17 protein-coding genes are annotated in these 16,421 nt (G+C 55.1%); 11 read left to right on the plus strand and 6 right to left on the minus strand.

The features are described 5' to 3' along the window. Nucleotides 1-134: 134 nt before the first annotated feature. From KF752_04625 to KF752_04655, 7 genes are all read left to right on the plus strand, one after another. Nucleotides 135-368 (plus strand): hypothetical protein, encoded by a 234-nt coding sequence (locus KF752_04625; protein MBX3420823.1) that lies wholly within the window; start codon nucleotides 135-137, stop codon nucleotides 366-368. Between the two features lie 253 nt (nucleotides 369-621). Further along, on the plus strand, nucleotides 622-1,512 hold the full coding sequence (gene prpB / locus KF752_04630) for a methylisocitrate lyase (GenBank protein MBX3420824.1): 891 nt from the start codon (nucleotides 622-624) through the stop codon (nucleotides 1,510-1,512). Beyond that, nucleotides 1,505-2,629, plus strand: coding sequence for a 2-methylcitrate synthase (prpC, locus tag KF752_04635; protein MBX3420825.1), 1,125 nt, complete (start codon nucleotides 1,505-1,507; stop codon nucleotides 2,627-2,629). Before prpB ends, prpC begins: the two co-directional genes overlap by 8 nt. Before the next feature lie 16 nt (nucleotides 2,630-2,645). After that, a complete protein-coding gene (locus KF752_04640) occupies nucleotides 2,646-4,049 on the plus strand; it encodes a bifunctional 2-methylcitrate dehydratase/aconitate hydratase (GenBank protein MBX3420826.1) in 1,404 nt (467 codons plus the stop codon). A gap of 161 nt (nucleotides 4,050-4,210) precedes the next feature. Then, nucleotides 4,211-4,993, plus strand: a complete 783-nt coding sequence (locus KF752_04645; GenBank protein ID MBX3420827.1) for a DUF1559 domain-containing protein — start codon at nucleotides 4,211-4,213, stop codon at nucleotides 4,991-4,993. 32 nt (nucleotides 4,994-5,025) lie between these two features. Beyond that, a complete protein-coding gene (locus KF752_04650; protein MBX3420828.1) occupies nucleotides 5,026-5,298 on the plus strand; it encodes a MoaD/ThiS family protein in 273 nt (90 codons plus the stop codon). A 16-nt stretch (nucleotides 5,299-5,314) separates the two neighbouring features. Next, the gene (locus tag KF752_04655) at nucleotides 5,315-6,427 is read left to right on the plus strand and encodes an exo-alpha-sialidase (GenBank protein ID MBX3420829.1); all 1,113 of its coding nucleotides are present in this window, start codon (nucleotides 5,315-5,317) and stop codon (nucleotides 6,425-6,427) included. 101 nt (nucleotides 6,428-6,528) lie between these two features. Here KF752_04655 and KF752_04660 read toward each other — a convergent pair whose 3' ends face one another. Next, complete coding sequence (locus tag KF752_04660; protein ID MBX3420830.1) at nucleotides 6,529-7,659, minus strand: redoxin domain-containing protein; 1,131 nt, start codon at nucleotides 7,657-7,659, stop codon at nucleotides 6,529-6,531. A 378-nt stretch (nucleotides 7,660-8,037) separates the two neighbouring features. Between KF752_04660 and KF752_04665 the strand changes: the two genes are divergently transcribed. Continuing rightward, entirely contained in the window at nucleotides 8,038-8,316 is a 279-nt protein-coding gene (locus tag KF752_04665) for a carbon storage regulator (protein ID MBX3420831.1), read from the plus strand. 44 nt (nucleotides 8,317-8,360) lie between these two features. On the opposite strand, the gene KF752_04670 is transcribed toward KF752_04665, so the two are convergent. Further along, complete coding sequence (locus KF752_04670; protein MBX3420832.1) at nucleotides 8,361-9,488, minus strand: helix-turn-helix transcriptional regulator; 1,128 nt, start codon at nucleotides 9,486-9,488, stop codon at nucleotides 8,361-8,363. Between the two features lie 256 nt (nucleotides 9,489-9,744). Next, nucleotides 9,745-10,830 (minus strand): ThiF family adenylyltransferase, encoded by a 1,086-nt coding sequence (locus KF752_04675; GenBank protein ID MBX3420833.1) that lies wholly within the window; start codon nucleotides 10,828-10,830, stop codon nucleotides 9,745-9,747. 262 nt (nucleotides 10,831-11,092) lie between these two features. Here KF752_04675 and KF752_04680 point away from each other — a divergent pair, with 262 nt between their 5' ends. Beyond that, on the plus strand, nucleotides 11,093-11,875 hold the full coding sequence (locus KF752_04680) for an MBL fold metallo-hydrolase (protein MBX3420834.1): 783 nt from the start codon (nucleotides 11,093-11,095) through the stop codon (nucleotides 11,873-11,875). A 26-nt stretch (nucleotides 11,876-11,901) separates the two neighbouring features. On the opposite strand, the gene KF752_04685 is transcribed toward KF752_04680, so the two are convergent. From KF752_04685 to KF752_04695, 3 genes are all read right to left on the minus strand, one after another. Further along, nucleotides 11,902-13,344 carry a leucyl aminopeptidase gene (locus KF752_04685; GenBank protein MBX3420835.1) on the minus strand — a complete coding sequence of 481 codons (1,443 nt, stop codon included), beginning with the start codon at nucleotides 13,342-13,344 and terminating at the stop codon, nucleotides 11,902-11,904. 61 nt (nucleotides 13,345-13,405) lie between these two features. Beyond that, nucleotides 13,406-13,795, minus strand: a complete 390-nt coding sequence (locus tag KF752_04690) for a hypothetical protein (protein MBX3420836.1) — start codon at nucleotides 13,793-13,795, stop codon at nucleotides 13,406-13,408. Nucleotides 13,796-13,799: 4 nt separating this feature from the next. Then, nucleotides 13,800-14,825: an NADPH:quinone reductase gene (locus tag KF752_04695; GenBank protein MBX3420837.1), complete on the minus strand. Its 1,026-nt coding sequence runs from the start codon at nucleotides 14,823-14,825 to the stop codon at nucleotides 13,800-13,802. A gap of 719 nt (nucleotides 14,826-15,544) precedes the next feature. Between KF752_04695 and rplS the strand changes: the two genes are divergently transcribed. Both rplS and KF752_04705 read left to right on the plus strand, forming a co-directional pair. Further along, nucleotides 15,545-15,895, plus strand: coding sequence for a 50S ribosomal protein L19 (gene rplS, locus KF752_04700; protein ID MBX3420838.1), 351 nt, complete (start codon nucleotides 15,545-15,547; stop codon nucleotides 15,893-15,895). Between the two features lie 27 nt (nucleotides 15,896-15,922). Continuing rightward, complete coding sequence (locus tag KF752_04705; protein ID MBX3420839.1) at nucleotides 15,923-16,402, plus strand: YraN family protein; 480 nt, start codon at nucleotides 15,923-15,925, stop codon at nucleotides 16,400-16,402. The last annotated feature ends 19 nt before the right edge of the window (nucleotides 16,403-16,421 follow it).

The following is a 16,421-nucleotide window of genomic DNA, read 5'->3' on the forward strand; positions in this document are numbered from 1 at the left end:
CAGATAACGCAATTGCCAATCGATGGCTTCGTGTAACGATTAAGGCCAACGCTAACACAGGGCTGGCCGCACCACAGGCCTATTACATAGGCCACTTGTTGGGCGAGACAACGGGCCTTGATCCTGTTGGCGGTGTGTACACTGAATCATTCGCAGATATCTCGCTTATCAACACAGCGGTAAGCACCATCGTCGATGCGGGCAGTACGTTGGACATCGATAAGAATGGTACAGTATCTTTCGCTGACATCACTGCGATGCGCAATAATGTTAGCTTTCAGTTGACGAACATCACGATCCCACCGGCCAGCGGTAGCGGTGGCAGTGAAGGAGAGGGTGAAGAACATGGAGAGGGCGGAGGGTTGTAAATGGCCACGGAAATCAAGCGCATGCTGGTCGGCTTGCAAGCGTGCATTCTACAAAGCATTCAAATCCCTTCGGGCTTGGGTGTTAGCGCGATGCATTGAATTCTGCTACGCAACGAAGCTTGGCCGTTTGCGGTTTTTGCCGATAATGGATTGAGTTCTTTAGCCTGACAATTCAACGCGCAACAGGACCCTAGTGCCGTCATCGTTGCATCAACATCCATTTTTCCGGCCGGTTTAAGAAAGATTAAGCAGCATGTCGCAGGAAACGCCGGGGACTCTATTCCGACAGGCCGTTGCCCAAGAACGACCGTTGCAAGTCGTTGGGACGATCAATGCCTATTGCGCGTTGTTGGCGCAGCGTGCCGGCTTTCGTGCGCTGTATCTATCTGGCGCCAGCGTGGCCAATGCATCGTTTGGCATGCCCGACTTGGGTTTAACTTCGCTGACTGAAGTGGCCGAAGAGGTGCGGCGGATTACAGCCGCTTGTCCCTTGCCACTGCTGGTAGACATCGATACGGGTTGGGGCAGTGCACTGGGCATCGAACGGACGATTGACCAGCTCGCCCGGGCCGGAGCTGCCGCCGTGCATCTGGAAGATCAAGTTGCTGAAAAACGCTGTGGGCATCGACCTGGCAAAGCGCTGGTGTCTACCCAGGAGATGTGCGATCGCGTGTCGGCTGCCGCCGCTGGTCGCCGCGACCAGTCACTGGTCATCATGGCGCGCACCGATGCCATTGCCGGTGAAGGACTGGACCGGGCCATCGAGCGCAGTTTGGCTTACGTGGCTGCCGGGGCCGATATGATTTTTGCTGAAGCGCTCCGCAGCCCCGATGAAATGCGACAGTTTACATCGGCTGTCTCCGTGCCTGTCCTGGCCAATATGACCGAATTCGGGCAAACTCCACTGCTAACCGCAGCAGAGCTGGGCGATTGCGGAATTGCCCTGGCGCTGTATCCTCTGTCGGCCTTTCGGGCCATGAGTCGCGCTGCCCAGCAGGTGTACGCTGCCATTCGACAACGAGGTAGCCAGCAATCGCAACTTGAGAACATGCAAACGCGGCAAGAACTGTATGAAGTTTTGGACTACCTAAACATCGAACGACGTATCGATCAATTGTTACGACGAGGAACCAAGAATGAGTGATGCAAAGAGTAAGACGGGTGGTCTGGCGGGTGTGGTCGCTGGTCAAACCGCCATTGCCACCGTAGGCGCCGAAGGGCATGGATTGAGCTACCGTGGATATTCCATCTATGATCTGACCCAACATGCTAACTTCGAGGAGGTCGCTCACCTGCTGCTGCGCGGCCATCTACCGACGAAAGCGGAGCTAGACGGATTCTGCCGCGAAATCATCGCGGCTCGCGAACTGCCCCAGGATCTCAAGTCGATTCTGGAAATCTTGCCAGCGGGCACTCATCCCATGGACGTGCTGCGCACCGGCTGTTCGGCGCTGGGATGCCTGGAACCGGAGCACGAAGTGTCACAACAAGATGCGATCGCCATTCGACTGTTGGCTACGTTTCCAGGAATGCTCTTGTACTGGCATCGCTTCCATCATGATGGAGTGCGAATTGATACCGCCAGCTCGGCGCAGTCGATTGGTGAACACTTCCTGACGATGCTGCATGGTCGAAAGCCCGATCCACTCTGGATTCAAGCCATGGATGTTTCTTTGACACTGTATGCCGAACACGAGTTCAACGCATCTACGTTTGCGGCGCGTGTCACAGTGGCCACACGCAGCGATTTCTACTCGGCGATCACCTCGGCCATCGGTACCTTGCGGGGACCACTGCACGGCGGTGCCAATGAAGCCGCTATGGAGGTGATCGAACGCTACCAAACTGCCGATGAAGCAGAAGCTGGATTGTTGGCCGCGCTAGAGCGGCGTGAATTGATTATGGGCTTTGGTCATCGAGTCTATCGCACTTGCGATCCTCGCTCGGATGTCATTAAGGGCTGGTCGAAGAAACTAGCTGACTCCGTAGGCGACGCGCGGCTGTATCCGGTCTCGGAGCGCATCGAGCAACTGATGTGGGACCAGAAGAAGCTGTTCCCGAACTTGGATTTTTACAGCGCATCAGCCTATCACTTCATGGGCATTCCGACGCCGCTGTTCACGCCGATCTTTGTGTGTTCCAGAATTACCGGCTGGGCGGCGCACGTCTTTGAGCAACGCGCCAATAACAAACTGATTCGCCCCGGTGCCGACTACATCGGACCTGCTGACCGCCCCTTTGTGCCCATCGAAAACCGCTAACCAGAATTGGATCATCATGACCGATAAATTGCTTGAGGAATTGGCCGATTACGCTTTGGCCGACGGGCAGTTCAACCAACTGGCTCGCGAGACGGCTCGCTTGTGTTTGCTGGATAGCTTGGGCTGTGGACTGCTAGCCCTAAAATATCCGGCCTGCACAAAGTTGTTGGGACCGGTTGTTCCTGGCCTAGAAATGCCCAACGGTGTCCCCATTCCTGGAACGCGATATCGACTAGACCCGGTGGCGGGTGCGTTCAACATTGGAACGATGGTTCGCTGGCTGGACTACAACGATACTTGGCTGGCGGCCGAGTGGGGACATCCGTCAGACAACCTCGGTGCCATCTTAGCCCTGGCTGATTACCGCCAGCGCGTGCTTGGCAAGCCGACGTCGATCGCCGACGTGTTGGACGCGATGATTCGAGCTCACGAAATTCAGGGCGTACTGGCGCTGAATAATTCGTTCAATCGAGTTGGCCTGGATCATGTGCTATTGGTGCGGGTGGCCAGCACGGCTGTGGCCTGTCGGTTGTTGGGGGCGACCCGCCAACAGTGCCTCAATGCACTATCACATGCTTGGATCGACGGCGGTGCACTACGAACTTATCGCCATGCGCCCAACACCGGCTCCCGCAAGAGTTGGGCGGCCGGCGATGCTACCTCGCGCGCCGTGAGGCTCGCGCTGATCAGCTTGACTGGCGAAATGGGCTACGCCACCGCTCTTTCGGCACCCAAATGGGGGTTTCAAGACGTCCTGTTCCGATCGCAGGTTATTACGTTGAGCCGGCCGCTGGACAGTTACGTGATGGAGAATGTGCTGTTCAAGATTTCATTCCCTGCCGAGTTCCATGCACAAACGGCGGTCGAGGCAGCCATTGAATTGCATCCGCAAGTTAAGGGACGGCTGGACCAAATCGAGTCGATTCGAGTCGAGACGCAGGAGGCCGGCGTGCGGATCATCGACAAGTCGGGGCCGCTGACGAACCCGGCTGATCGCGATCACTGCTTGCAGTACATGATCGCCATCGGGCTGCTCAAGGGCAGCTTGACCGACGAGGACTACGAGGATCAGGCGGCTGCCGATCCTAACGTCGATCGCCTGCGCAGTTTGATGCAGGTTTCGGAAAATTCAGAGTTCACCAAAGGATATTTTGACCCAGAGCAGCGCAGCATCCCCAACGCGATCCAGGTGTTCTTCAACGATGGCAGTTCGACATCGCGCGCCGAAGTTCATTTCCCCATTGGCCACCGACGGCGACGTGCCGATGGTATTCCGCTGCTGCTGGAAAAATTCCGACACAATGCGGCAACCCGGTTGTCGGCCAGCACCGTCCAGAGCCTGGAACAGCGGTTAGGTTCGCTGGACGGACTTGAGAAATCCAACGTCTGCGACCTGATGGACTGCGTCGTCGGCCAGTAGTACAATCCGGGGACCCGCGTGGATGTGCCCCATGCTAGGTCATTCCCTGCGCCCCTATTGCCTGACTAGCGTCAGGCGATGCTGATGTGCTGCCGTGTTGTGCAGGCCGATGGTTGCACCATATTAGTGTGTCGATTTTCCGTCCTTTTGGAGCACTAGCCATGTCCAGCGATCGGCAATCTGACTCGCAACTACCACCACAACCACTAAATCCAATTGCGGCTGGCAGGTCGAGTGGCAACAACGTTGTGCTGATCGTGTCACTAGTCGCTGTGGGGGCGCTTGTGCTGTGCGGTTGTGGATTGGGACTATTGATACCTGCATACGTTGAGGCGAATCGACGACTGAGTTGTGCCAACAATTTGAAGCAGATTGGGATTGCCCTTCACAATTACGTCTCGATCCATGGAGAATTTCCGCCAGCATATTCGGTTGATGAGAATGGTCGGCCACTGCACAGTTGGCGAACACTGATCCTACCGTACATGGAGCAGAACAGTGTATACACACAGATCGATCTTAGTAAACCTTGGGACGATCCCGTCAATCAACGGTTTCACAGCCTTCAGATATCAGCATACAGTTGCCCAACAACTCAGATCGGTCAACGCGGACTGACTTGCTATCAGGTTGTTGTACACCCTCAAGCACTTCTAATTGGTGGCGAATCGCGTTCTCTCAACGAAGTGACAGATGGCATTTCCAACACATTGGCTGTGATTGAATCGAGTGAAGTCGATGCGGTACCTTGGATGGCACCTCAAGATTTGCCTTTGCAGAATTATCTGAACTCCGCAGGACGTTCACATCATTCAGGTGGCAGGCAATTGCTATTGGGCGATGGGGCGGTAAGGTTCGTAGCGAATTCAGTCGACGAGAATACCTTGAACGCCCTCGTTACCTGCAACGGCGACGAGCCAGTTGACCCGCACACATTGCGTTAGCATCTGCCGTAGGGATTATCACAACACCAACCATGCCCACGCAATTGCTCGTCCCGCGCGTTCTACAGCCACACATCAACTATCAAGTTGGTGTTGAACTATCAGGCGAGACGGTTGCGGAACTGTTGGTGGAGCTGCAAGCCTCTCACCCGGCACTGTATCAATGTATTTGCCAGGAGACTGGGCAACTTCGCAAGCACATCCACCTGTTCATCAACAATGATCTGGTCAGCCCCGCACACATGACGCAGGTGCTGGAGCCAGGGGATGTTGTGTCGGTCTTTCAAGCGGTTTCCGGCGGTTAACTGTGGAGCAATCACGATGGCCGATCGAGTCTTGTTGAGCATTGGTACGAAGAAGGGGCACTTCGTTGCCGAATCGGGGCTGGCGCGGTCCGACTTCCGCCTGCATGGTCCGTTCGGACAAGGCGTTGGCGTGTATTCGACGCTGTTAGATACCCGCCAGTCACCTAGAATCTTTGCCTCCAGTTGCAATCCGTTCTTTGGTATGAAGGTTCTGGTTTCTGACGACTTGGGGCGCTCATTCCAAGAGACTGCGTCCGCTCCGGCGTTTCCTGAAGGCGACGGTCGATCGCTGGCTAATATCTGGTCGCTGGAGGTTGGTAACCAACCAGGCGAACTGTGGTGTGGTGTCGAACCGGCTGCTCTATTCCATAGTACCGATGGCGGTCAGTCGTGGGAGTTGGTTCGCAGCATCAGCGATCATCCCCATGCACAGCACTGGCAGCCCGGCAACGGTGGATTGTGCATGCACACCATCGTGGTCGACGGCGATCGCATTCACCTGGGCATTTCGACCGGCGGACACTACTTAAGCGAAGATGGCGGTCAGAGCTTTTCAGCCGCTAATGCCGGAATAGGCGCCGGCTTTGTGCCCGATCCCTATCCTGAATTTGGTCAGTGTGTACACAAGATCGTCACGCATGCCAAAGCGCCCGGAAGATTGTATATGCAGAATCACGGTGGCTGGGCCGAGTGGCATGGTCCAGGCGGGCCGCGCCCAGACATCGGCGTGCTGCGAAGCGACGACTATGGAAAGAGTTGGTATTCGATCGCCAAAGGCTTGCCGTCGGATTTTGGATTTCCCATTGTGACTAGTCCCCACGATCCGGACATGGTGTACGTCATGCCGCACGAACCACAGACTCGCACCTGCCCCGGTGGAGCGCCCGCTGTGTGGCGGAGCATCGATGGCGGTTCTTCGTGGCACGCGCTCACTCAGGGCTTGCCGGCCAAAGACAGCTACTTCACCGTCCAGCGCGATGGCATGACTGTTGACAGCCTTGACTCGCCAGCGCTGTACTTCGGAACCACAACTGGACAACTCTGGATCGGTCGCGACGCTGGTGAGCACTGGTCGTGCCTCTTCGACTCGCTACCGCCTATTCACTGCGTCAAAGTTGCCTTGGTTTAGCAAGCTACGCTCGCCAGAGCATGGACGAACCTGCTCGCTATGCTGTCGCAGCATGCGACATGAATGTGCAAATCAAGCTCTCGCCTCAAAACTCGATTGTGCTAGGACTTTTGCGACTTTCCGAGTAGCTTGTCGACCAATTCCTCGATTTGCTTGTCTCCTGTGGCACCTTTCCAGTTGAGTTCCCCTTGCCACCAATGTCGTAAATAACCATCTTGGTCGATAACGTAAACGGTAGGCCACATCGTATTGTTCCAGGCATTCCAGTTTTTCTTATCCACATCGACCATGATTGGAAAATCAAGGCCGCGATCCTGGGCGGCCGACTGGACCTTTTGCGGGTCGGCTTCGGCGGCAGTTTCTGGCGTCTGAATGCCCAGCACAACGACCTGGTCGCCATATTGCTTGTGCCAGCGTTGATAGTGTTCAAAATTCGCATGGCAGTTGCTGCACTGGAAGGCGTAGAAATGCAGCAGTACCACCTTTCCGCGCAAACTGGCCAGAGTCAGCGGCTGGGCATTAATCCACTTGGCAACAGGTTCGAGTTCCGGTGCCATCGGGTAAATGCGCTCCAGCGACTGAACATCAAATTCTTGGCCTCGCAACTGATTCACTTTAGTGCGCTGGGTTGTGTCAAGTAGTTTGGTAACCGCCTGGTTTTCCTGTAGCAGAGCTGTCTTGACAGCCTGCTGAGCTTCCTCGACGCCTTGGCCGGAGAGGGTGGCTTGAAACAGTCGCTGTTGAGCGCTATCGGAAGTCCTGGCTAGCTCGCGAAATGTATCGACTTGGCTAGGTTCCAAGTCAATGGCTTTGATCACGTCACTCACCAACAGCATCCGCACGCCATAGGAACGATACAGCAGCTCGCGCAAACGCCTGACTTGGCGCGCGTCAGTCGATTTGCGTGCCCAGTCCCAGACTTGTTTTTCTAATCCCTCGACCACTTCAAATTGCTTTTCCTGCGGCAGATTGCGCGCGCGGAACCAAGCGCCATCAATCTTGGCGAACAAGGTTTCCAGTGATTTCACTTGCTGTGGCTTAAGTTGCAATTCGCTGTGCACTTCGGAGGCGTGCATCAGTTTCAACAGATTCTGCGGAACCAGTCTGCTATTGTCCTCTACCGTTTCGCTGGTCTGCGTCCAAGCACTACCGGCCATCCCACCGATTACAACTCCGGCCAGAGCAAGTTGCTGAATAAAACGCGGCCCACGAGGCAACAGACTTGGAGACATAGCAAGCCAACTCATCGAATTGAAAGTCACGAAGCTCGATTGTAAAAATTTCCCAACTCATCCTACTCGATCTCAAGTTTTGCAGCGCCTGTAGACTGAATATTTTGGAGGTCGTCGATGGCCGTGCTGAACCGCTGATATCCCCTGTTACCTGGTGAGTTTCGATTCTGTGAAACGTTTCACTGTCCACTCATTAGTGTCTTCGCAGAATGTTGCGCTAGATTTGGCACACCATTCGCAGTCGTGTTGTGGCGTTCGCCGGTTGCGTCGACCGAAAGTCAGAGTCGCTTGGGTCGTCAGGCCAAGACTAGTCGATTGGGAGCGAATACTGGCTTACCCACATGTCCCACCAAGGTAATGACTGCAAGGAAGATTAAAATGCTAGTGCTCAGCCGAAAGTTAGAGGAGTCGATTGTGATTGGTGACGAAATCGTGGTGAAAGTAGTCAAAATTCGTGGCAACGTTGTAGGACTGGGGATCGAGGCGCCAAACAGCGTCAAGATTCGTAGGTCGGAGTTGATCGACCGCGACGCCGCCAAAGCCGCCCAATCACTGCCTGAAAGTCCAGCCAGCCTGCCGATCGACTCGGCCGCTTCACCCGCCCGGAACGTGGAATCGACACTCAGCACAAAGGCCATTTTGACAATTGCTAGCTAGCGTCTGCATGTTGTTTTGACGCTGTTATCCGCTATCAACGGCGACTACTTATGCAGTCGTCGCCGTATGGCTTCAACCGACAGCGGGATGATGGTGGGGATGCCTACCAGATCAGTCCGCAGCAAGTCATTGGGCCGGTTCGCTTCATCAGACGCCGAGTACTGGACGATGTAGGCACCAATCTGTAGATAGTCTTCTTGATAGACCGGAGGCCAAAAATCTTCGCCGCGACTGGCCAGCGTGCGAGCCAACAAGCGCGTCGATCGCCCACTAAAACCACTCAGCACCATTTCCAAGCGCCCTAACGACTCGCGATAAACGTAAAACACCAGGGCAGTGTCTTGTCCGCCAGCAAATTTCCATGTGCCATCGGCCTGCTCGTAGTAAATACCTGGTTCTTTGGCCTCTTCACTCTTACTCAATCGCGTGCCCGCCGACACACAGGCCGGACGCGGATCGGTATCACGATAGCGCAAGAAAAATGGTACGGAGCGTTGGGAGGCGCGAGCGACGTGGTCTTCCGATTTGAAGGGTTCGGTTTGAAACGCATCAGCCACCACCATTTCCACAACCGGATTGCTCTTGACGCTACCCAAACAGACCAGAGCTTGGTCTCCCTGGCTTGCGCTAAACGTTTCGTAAATCTCGCGCGAGTACTGACAGGCTTCCTCTGTTTCTGAATGGCTAGGACTCCAGACCAAGGTCTGCCTGAGCGACTCTGGGTGGCTCACGATGGTGGATGTGGTTCCCTGCGATCGAATCAATTTGTCGGTGCCTCCCAAGGTGCTGACACCGTTCAGCACAGCCCCCATCAACACCGCATCGGAAGCAACCACCCACGCAGAATCGGCTGACTCGGCATCCGGGCGTCGAACGCCAACGCAGATCTCTAACTTTCGACGCCGCGCAAGCAGCTCCCAAAAATGTTCTGGCTTGACGGCAAACAAAGCACCCGGCAACTCATCGGCCGATGCATAACCATGTTCCACTAGATAGTCGCACAAGCGGCTGAGAGCATCCAACGGAATGTATTTGGCCTCATTCTTGAGCAGCGAAGCCACCTGATGTCGATCCAGCCCCGTATAATCCACGATAGCTTTGATCGTCCCAGGTCGCTTTCGCCGATCAGGCGTATGCCCCAACAGTTCGGCCAATCTAAACTCGTAACGCATCGAACACCTTTGATTGAGAAGGGTTTGGGGGTTAACTTCAGCTGTAGCCCTCCACGCTCGGGCGAGCGTAGCTACAGACTCCGGCGAACTCAGCCACAAAAACTCAATTCGGTATGGAAATTGATTTCACTGTGACCGTGGAATTAACCCACTTAAAGCAAGAATACTCACCCTTGACCAGCGTGACTAGCGACCGTCACGGTTTTTGCTTAACAAATCAAAGAATTCTTTATGTGGATGACCGAATCCGAATTAGTTAGCTGCCCAGTGTTCTGGCGAGCACTGTCTTGGCTTCAGCCGGCGATGTCGTGCCTTCGACAATAGTGCGTCCACCCCGAAAAATTGTAATTTGAAACTCGGCGAGTTGCAGCCGAACGAAAAACGCATTGGATTGCACTGGACCCAGCGGGCTTAGCCGTTGCGCTAGACCCGCTAAGTCCTGCATGGAGTTGGACGCATCGGGGCGTTGCAGTTGCACAGCGTTCTTTCCGCATAACACCGCAGCGTCTGTACGCAATTGGCCATCTAAGAATGGGAAGTAGCGTTGTTGGCAAGTGGCACAGTCCGGCGCGCGACTCAAATGGACGCAGCGGCAGTCCGTATCCCAACTATCCAGCACGATCAGTTGCTTGCAAACCGCAGCCAGGTTGCCGCTGAGCACTTTGAGCGCCTCAGCCGCCTGCCAACAGGCGATCAATCCGACGGCCGGTCCCAGCACACCAGCAGAATCGCATGTTTGCAGCGTGTCGGCCGGAGGTAATTCAGGAACCAGACATCGGAAGCAGGCGGTTTGACCTGGAATGATCGACATGACTTGCCCGCTGGCTCCTAAACAACCACCGTGAATCCACGGCACGCCAAATCGAACACAGTAGTCATTGATCAAAAAGCGAGTCTCAAAATTGTCCGTTCCGTCCAGAATCAATTCGCAATGCTTGGCCAGGCGCGGTATGTTGTCGCAGGTCAAATCATCGACAATCGGCTCGACGCGCACGCTGCTGTTGATTCTAGCTAACATCTCTGCGGCCGCTACAGCCTTGGGCGTTGCGGTGCGAGCGTGCTCTTCCGTAAACAACGTTTGACGTTGTAAATTGGTTAACTCAACCCAATCGCGATCAACTAGTCGAATTGCACCGACACCCGAGCGTGTCAGTCGTTCGGCAATCATTGATCCGAGCGCCCCACAGCCCACCACCAGCACTTGTGAGTCCCGCAGTCGCTGTTGACCTTCCTGTCCAATTTGACTGAAGCGTTCTTGACGCACATAGCGGTTGGTCGATCCTACGGCAGGCGCAACGCCGTCCGCTGCCTTAGCACGTGAATCAGATGGATCGAAGGTCATCGGTAGCTCGTACGGGAGAATATCCATTCGAAGTGGGAACTTGTCCTTGACTGACTATGGTAATCGCGACAGACACTAACAGGCAACCGGCGCTCAGTTCTTCCACCGTCCGGCAACGGTAGTAAGCGGAGGTGCCAATGGCTTCTGATGTTCACCGGCAATTGGTCAAGTGAAGGCAGCGTTGTCCCTGACGGTCGTTGCTGTAGAATACGGCTCATCTTCGTAGTCAACGGTTCCGCCATTACCGGACACACCCACCGCAATGTTAGATCGAAAGCTGATTTTTCCGAACGTTATCGAACTGAATTTTCAGGCCGGTCACGTCATCGGATGTAACGTCTATCTAGTCTTCGATGGCGACGAATGGTTGTTGATCGACATCGGCTACGAGGACTCGGTCGACGAAATTGTCGAGCTGATTCGGCAGTTGGATTTTCCACTAAGCCGCTGCAAAATGCTGGTGGCCACGCACGCGGATGTCGACCATGGACAGGGATTCTCCTTGGCCAAGCAGACTCTCAAGACACCATTGGCGGCGCATCCCAAAGCGGCAGAACTGCTGCGAACGGGCGACAAACTGCAAACGTTCGCCGAGATCGAGGCTCAAAATATTCACCTGGAAATGCCCAGTGTCACCACCGACCTGATGATCGACGAAGGCTCCGTTATCCAGTTGGGCAGCCTGAGTCTAGAGGTCTGGTCCACTCCGGGACACGCCGATAGTCAATTGGCATTTCGCATGGGCGACCTGCTGTTCAGTGGCGACAACATCTATCGAGACGGTTGTGTAGGGGCCATCGATGCGCATCATGGCAGTGATATTCCAGCGTTTGTCCGTTCGTTGGAGCGCATTCGCAATAGCGACGTTCAGTGGCTGCTTCCCAGCCACGGCCCCATCTTCCGCAAGGACAATGCCTTGTTGGACCGAACGATCCAACGTTTGCGTGGCTACCTGCACATGGCCGACTTTGGAACCTGCGCAGTGGACTGGCCACTGATGGACCAGTGGGAAGAAGAGATCGCGGCCGGCAAATTGCCTTCGTAATCTGACTCTCAGCGACATCGCTTAGGCTAAAGTCGCTCGGCCAAGCTGACTAATGACCGTACAAGTACGCCTGTTCCACCCGCATCTTGATAGGCTTTGGGGGTGTCAAAAAAGGCTGGTCCAGCGATGTCCGCATGAATCCACGGCACGTCGCCGACAAATTCCTGCAGGAACTTGGCGGCGGTTATTGCACCGCCCCATCGTCCATCTCCCACATTCTTGAGGTCGGCAACTGCCCCACGTACCTGTTCCGCAAAATGTTCGCTCATCGGCAGTGGCCAAACCAGCTCTCCGGCCCGCTGGGCGGCTGTCAAGAATTGGGCTTGCCACTCAGAATCATTGGTCATCAGACCGGTGACATCCGTTCCCAGAGCCACTACGCAGGCACCGGTCAAAGTCGCGACGTCGATAATCCCGCACGGTTCTTGTGCGACCGCAACATCCAACACATCAGCCAACACCAAGCGCCCTTCGGCATCGGTGTTATGCACTTCAATGGTCTTGCCATTGCGCGACGTCAATACATCGCCCAGTCGGTAACTGGCCCCACTAATCATGTTCTCCACCAGCCCCATCATACCGACCACAGGCGTGTCTAACTTCAATCGCGAGATGGCTTGCATGGCTGCCAACACCGTGGCTGCACCGGCCATATCGCATTTCATCGTCAACATGTTTTCGGAATGCTTGAGCGATAACCCTCCACTGTCAAAGGTGACACCCTTGCCGACCAAGACTAATGGTGGTGCGGATTTGCGGCCGGGGTAGCGTAAGGTCAACAATCGTGGCGGTCGTAACGAGCCGCGAGCCACCGCCAATAAGGCTCCACAGTTTTCACGGCGCAGCCTGAGTTCATCCCAGACGTCACATTCGAGTCCTTCGGCGACCGCGACTTCGGCGGCTCGCTGAACAAACGATTCGGGATACAGTAGGTTAGGCGGCAAATTTACCAAGTGCCGAGCTAACAGCATTGACTCTCCGACCTCGGCTCCCCAATGTGCATCGGCTTGCTGGACGCGCATCCACAGAATCTGCTGTATGGGTTGCAACACCGCTTGGGATCGCAGAATATCCTGCCCCTGACATCCATTGATCGCCCCGCAGACGGCGGCCCGCGCCACATCCGACGACAACACTCCGAAGTCAAAGGCGACACTGCATCGGGCGCGTTTGGCCAGCGCCTTGGCTGCCGCAGCTGCACAGCGGTAGGCATCTCCGGCGGCCAGTTGAGTAGACGAACCGCCACCGACCACGACTATCAGCGATGGACGAACGCCAGCCGGACTGTGCAGCACCGTTACTTTACATTTCTTGCAGTCCAGCTCGCCGCTGCTATGCACATGCCGCAGATAGTTTGTGATTGACGGGTCTTGCTCGACCGCCGACCCCACAAGCTCAGGGGCTTCAAAGGCCATCAGCACAAGCGCTTCCAAATTGTCCGGAAGCTGTTGAGTCACTTCAATTCGCATCTACAGTTCACTTGCTGGGTGTTCTTATGCAGGGTTGGCTGAGTCGCTTGCTCACACCCATTCAGCGCAAGCCCACTTTTTCTGGTGGATGCCCCAAGCCAAACCAGAATGAAAAGAATACCCCCACCAATCCCATGATCCAAGTACCACCCTTGAGTTGCGCCAGGTTGCTGACGAAGTAGCCCAAGCTGCCGTCTTGGGTAAATGGAAATTGCGTCCATTCACAGTAAATACTGACCGGAACTGCGGCTAGAGCAGCGATGAACCCTAACTTCGGACTATAGCATTTGGAAAGAAAGCCACACGCCAGTCCCATCAGCGCACCGGGTACCGCCAGCGCGTACAAGCCATATTGAAGCAGCCAAACGTAGGCAAAATATCCACCAACGGCTCCGACCGCGATGCCTATCAGTCCTCGAACAAAAGCTGCCCCAGTGATGTTGTTTTTCATGATGCTAGGCGACTACTGAGTGCGTTCCCAAAACGGCATCAGGTTGTAAGACCAACTTTCCTGTCAAAGAACTACACTGGTCCACAGTATGCGCTTGCTGTAGTCGATGCGCCTCGGCAGTTTGACTCAACGGCATAACGCGATCCACCAGTGGTGTGAGGTTTTGATTAGTCAGCCAATGATTGATATCTTGGGCACAAAGCCGCTGTTGGTGGTGTGTCGCGTTGAACATCGCGAATCCAACCAACGTGCAGCCTTTGACATAGAACGGTCCAACAGGAAACGCTGGTCTGGCTGTACGACCAGCCATCAAGACCATGCGCGCCTCTTGGGCCATACACTGAACGGCCAAGTCAAAATCAGGATCGCGGAGCGTCTCCCAGAAAACATTGACACCCTGTGGAGCCAGTTCCATGAGCGTTTTAGCGATATCTTGCGAGCGATAGTCGATCACATGATCTGCTCCCAACCGTCGGCAGAGCTCTGCCTTATGTGGCCCGCCAGCCGTCGCAATCACACGGGCCCCCATGGCCTTGGCCATCTGCACGACCATCGAACCAACGCCACCGGCCCCGCCACGAATAAACAGCGTCTCGCCAACCTTTAGCTGCGCTCGTTGCACCAAGCCGAGGTGCGCCGTAATGCCTACTAAAGCACAGGCCGCTGCAGTAGTGTCGCTGATGCCGTTGGGAGTGGGGTACAGCCAGTGCGCGTCGATGGCCGCCAATTCGCTAAAACAGCCCTGACGCCCCAGCAGTCCTTGATTGCTACCCCAGACTCGATCACCGGGCTGAAATCCCTTCACATCGGGACTGACCTGCACAACCGTACCTGCTAAATCGCAGCCGACAATGTACGGTCGAGGCAGCTCCCAATAATTGGCACCGCCACGAATGTAGGTATCAATGGGGTTGACCGACATCGCCCCAACACGGACCAAAACCTGTCCGTCACCTATCTCCGGTTCAGGCAAATCAGCGTACTGAATCTTGTCGGGAGAACCCGTCTCTAGAATAAAGGCGGCCTTCACTGAACTTTCTTTCAGGCAATGTCACATCGCTAGGAGCAATCAGGTTGCACCAGCCACGCAGCTCGACAACCCAAGTTGACAGGGCTCAATTCAGCGTGAGCATTCTAACACTGATCGCGACCGTCACAACTCAGCCAGATTCGCCGAAGAATCCAGTCTTGGTTTTCCGAAATCTCACGGCCAACGACCGACACCCAGGTAACCCTACCGGATGGAACCGTGCCGGCCAGCTTTGAAAGCAGCACACTGTTAGCCGCAGCAACAACCAGACTAAGAATCGGGGTGAGCCGCCGGGCGAGCGGCTCCGATCGCGGTGAAATAAATCGAAGTAGTACCCCAATCCTTAGTCTGGGTGCTGGTGCAGCAAGCTTCATTACCTGCCTGCAAAGCTCACCGGTTAATAGCGTCGATTCGACGCGCGATCCGCATCGATTTTTAAGAACATACCCCAAAACACCGCACCACCCACAAGAGTGGCTTGGTGCGCGAATGGTATGGCTGACCGCTAAGAGTCCAGCTTGTTCGCTAGCGGATTCGATTTGACCTAGCCAAAAGCCCGAATTTTCGCCACCATGGTGAGTCCCGGCCGGGAAGAAGAACGTAATTTTGCCGGCCAGTGCTCATGGGGCAAACTGCAGCTACGCTCGCTAGAGTGTGACTCCGGGGTTAAAAGAGCATGTGTGATTGATAATCAGTTTTAGGTTGAGAGCGAGTTTGCGATGAGTCAGAAGGTAATGGAACTGGTTGAAAAGGCCTCGATGAAGGCCGAAGTGGCAGAATTTGATATTGGTGATACCGTGGATGTACACACCAAAATTCTGGAAGGCAACAAAGAGCGGATTCAGATATTTAGTGGGCTCGTCATTGCTCGCAGTGGTAGCGGAACACGGGAAATGTTTGTCGTTCGCCGAATAGTGGCCGGTGAAGGGGTCGAACGCAAGTTCCCGCTGCATTCGCCCAAGATCGACAAGATTGAAGTCAAGCGCAAGAGCGTCGTACGCCGCGCCAAGCTGTATTACATGCGCGATCGCAGCGGCAAAGCGACTCGATTGGAAGAGCGCCGCAGCTGATCGCCTGGCATTGAACGGCACTTCACGATGTTCGTCGGCATTCAACGACTGGGCCGCTGGATTCGATCCAGCGGCTTACTTTTTTGGTGCTCTCCCAACTCTGATCCCAATGTTCTTGCTGGACAAAAGGATCTGGGTACCGCCGGCGAACAAGTGGCCGCTGATTATCTCAAAGGCATAGGCTACCGCATTGTAGCTCGTGGGCATCGACAGAAGCTGGGCGAAATCGACATCATTGCTGTCGACGGTCAGTACATAGTATTTGTCGAAGTCAAAACCTGGAGGAGCGACCGTGACGGCGATCCGTCACAGGCTGTCACCCAGAGCAAGCAGGACAAAATTACTCGGACCGCGTTAACCTATTTGAAACGACACAAGCTACTGAATCAACCTGCACGATTCGATGTGATCTCCATCGTGTGGCAGGGCGGTTCAGCGGGACAGCCCAAACTTAAGCACTACAAACACGCTTTCCAAGCCAGCGGGCGAGGGCCGCTTTGGACCTAGCAACTGGTTCAAGCTACAC

The sequence above is a fragment of the Pirellulaceae bacterium genome, assembly GCA_019636385.1.
Lineage (GTDB): Bacteria > Planctomycetota > Planctomycetia > Pirellulales > Pirellulaceae > Aureliella.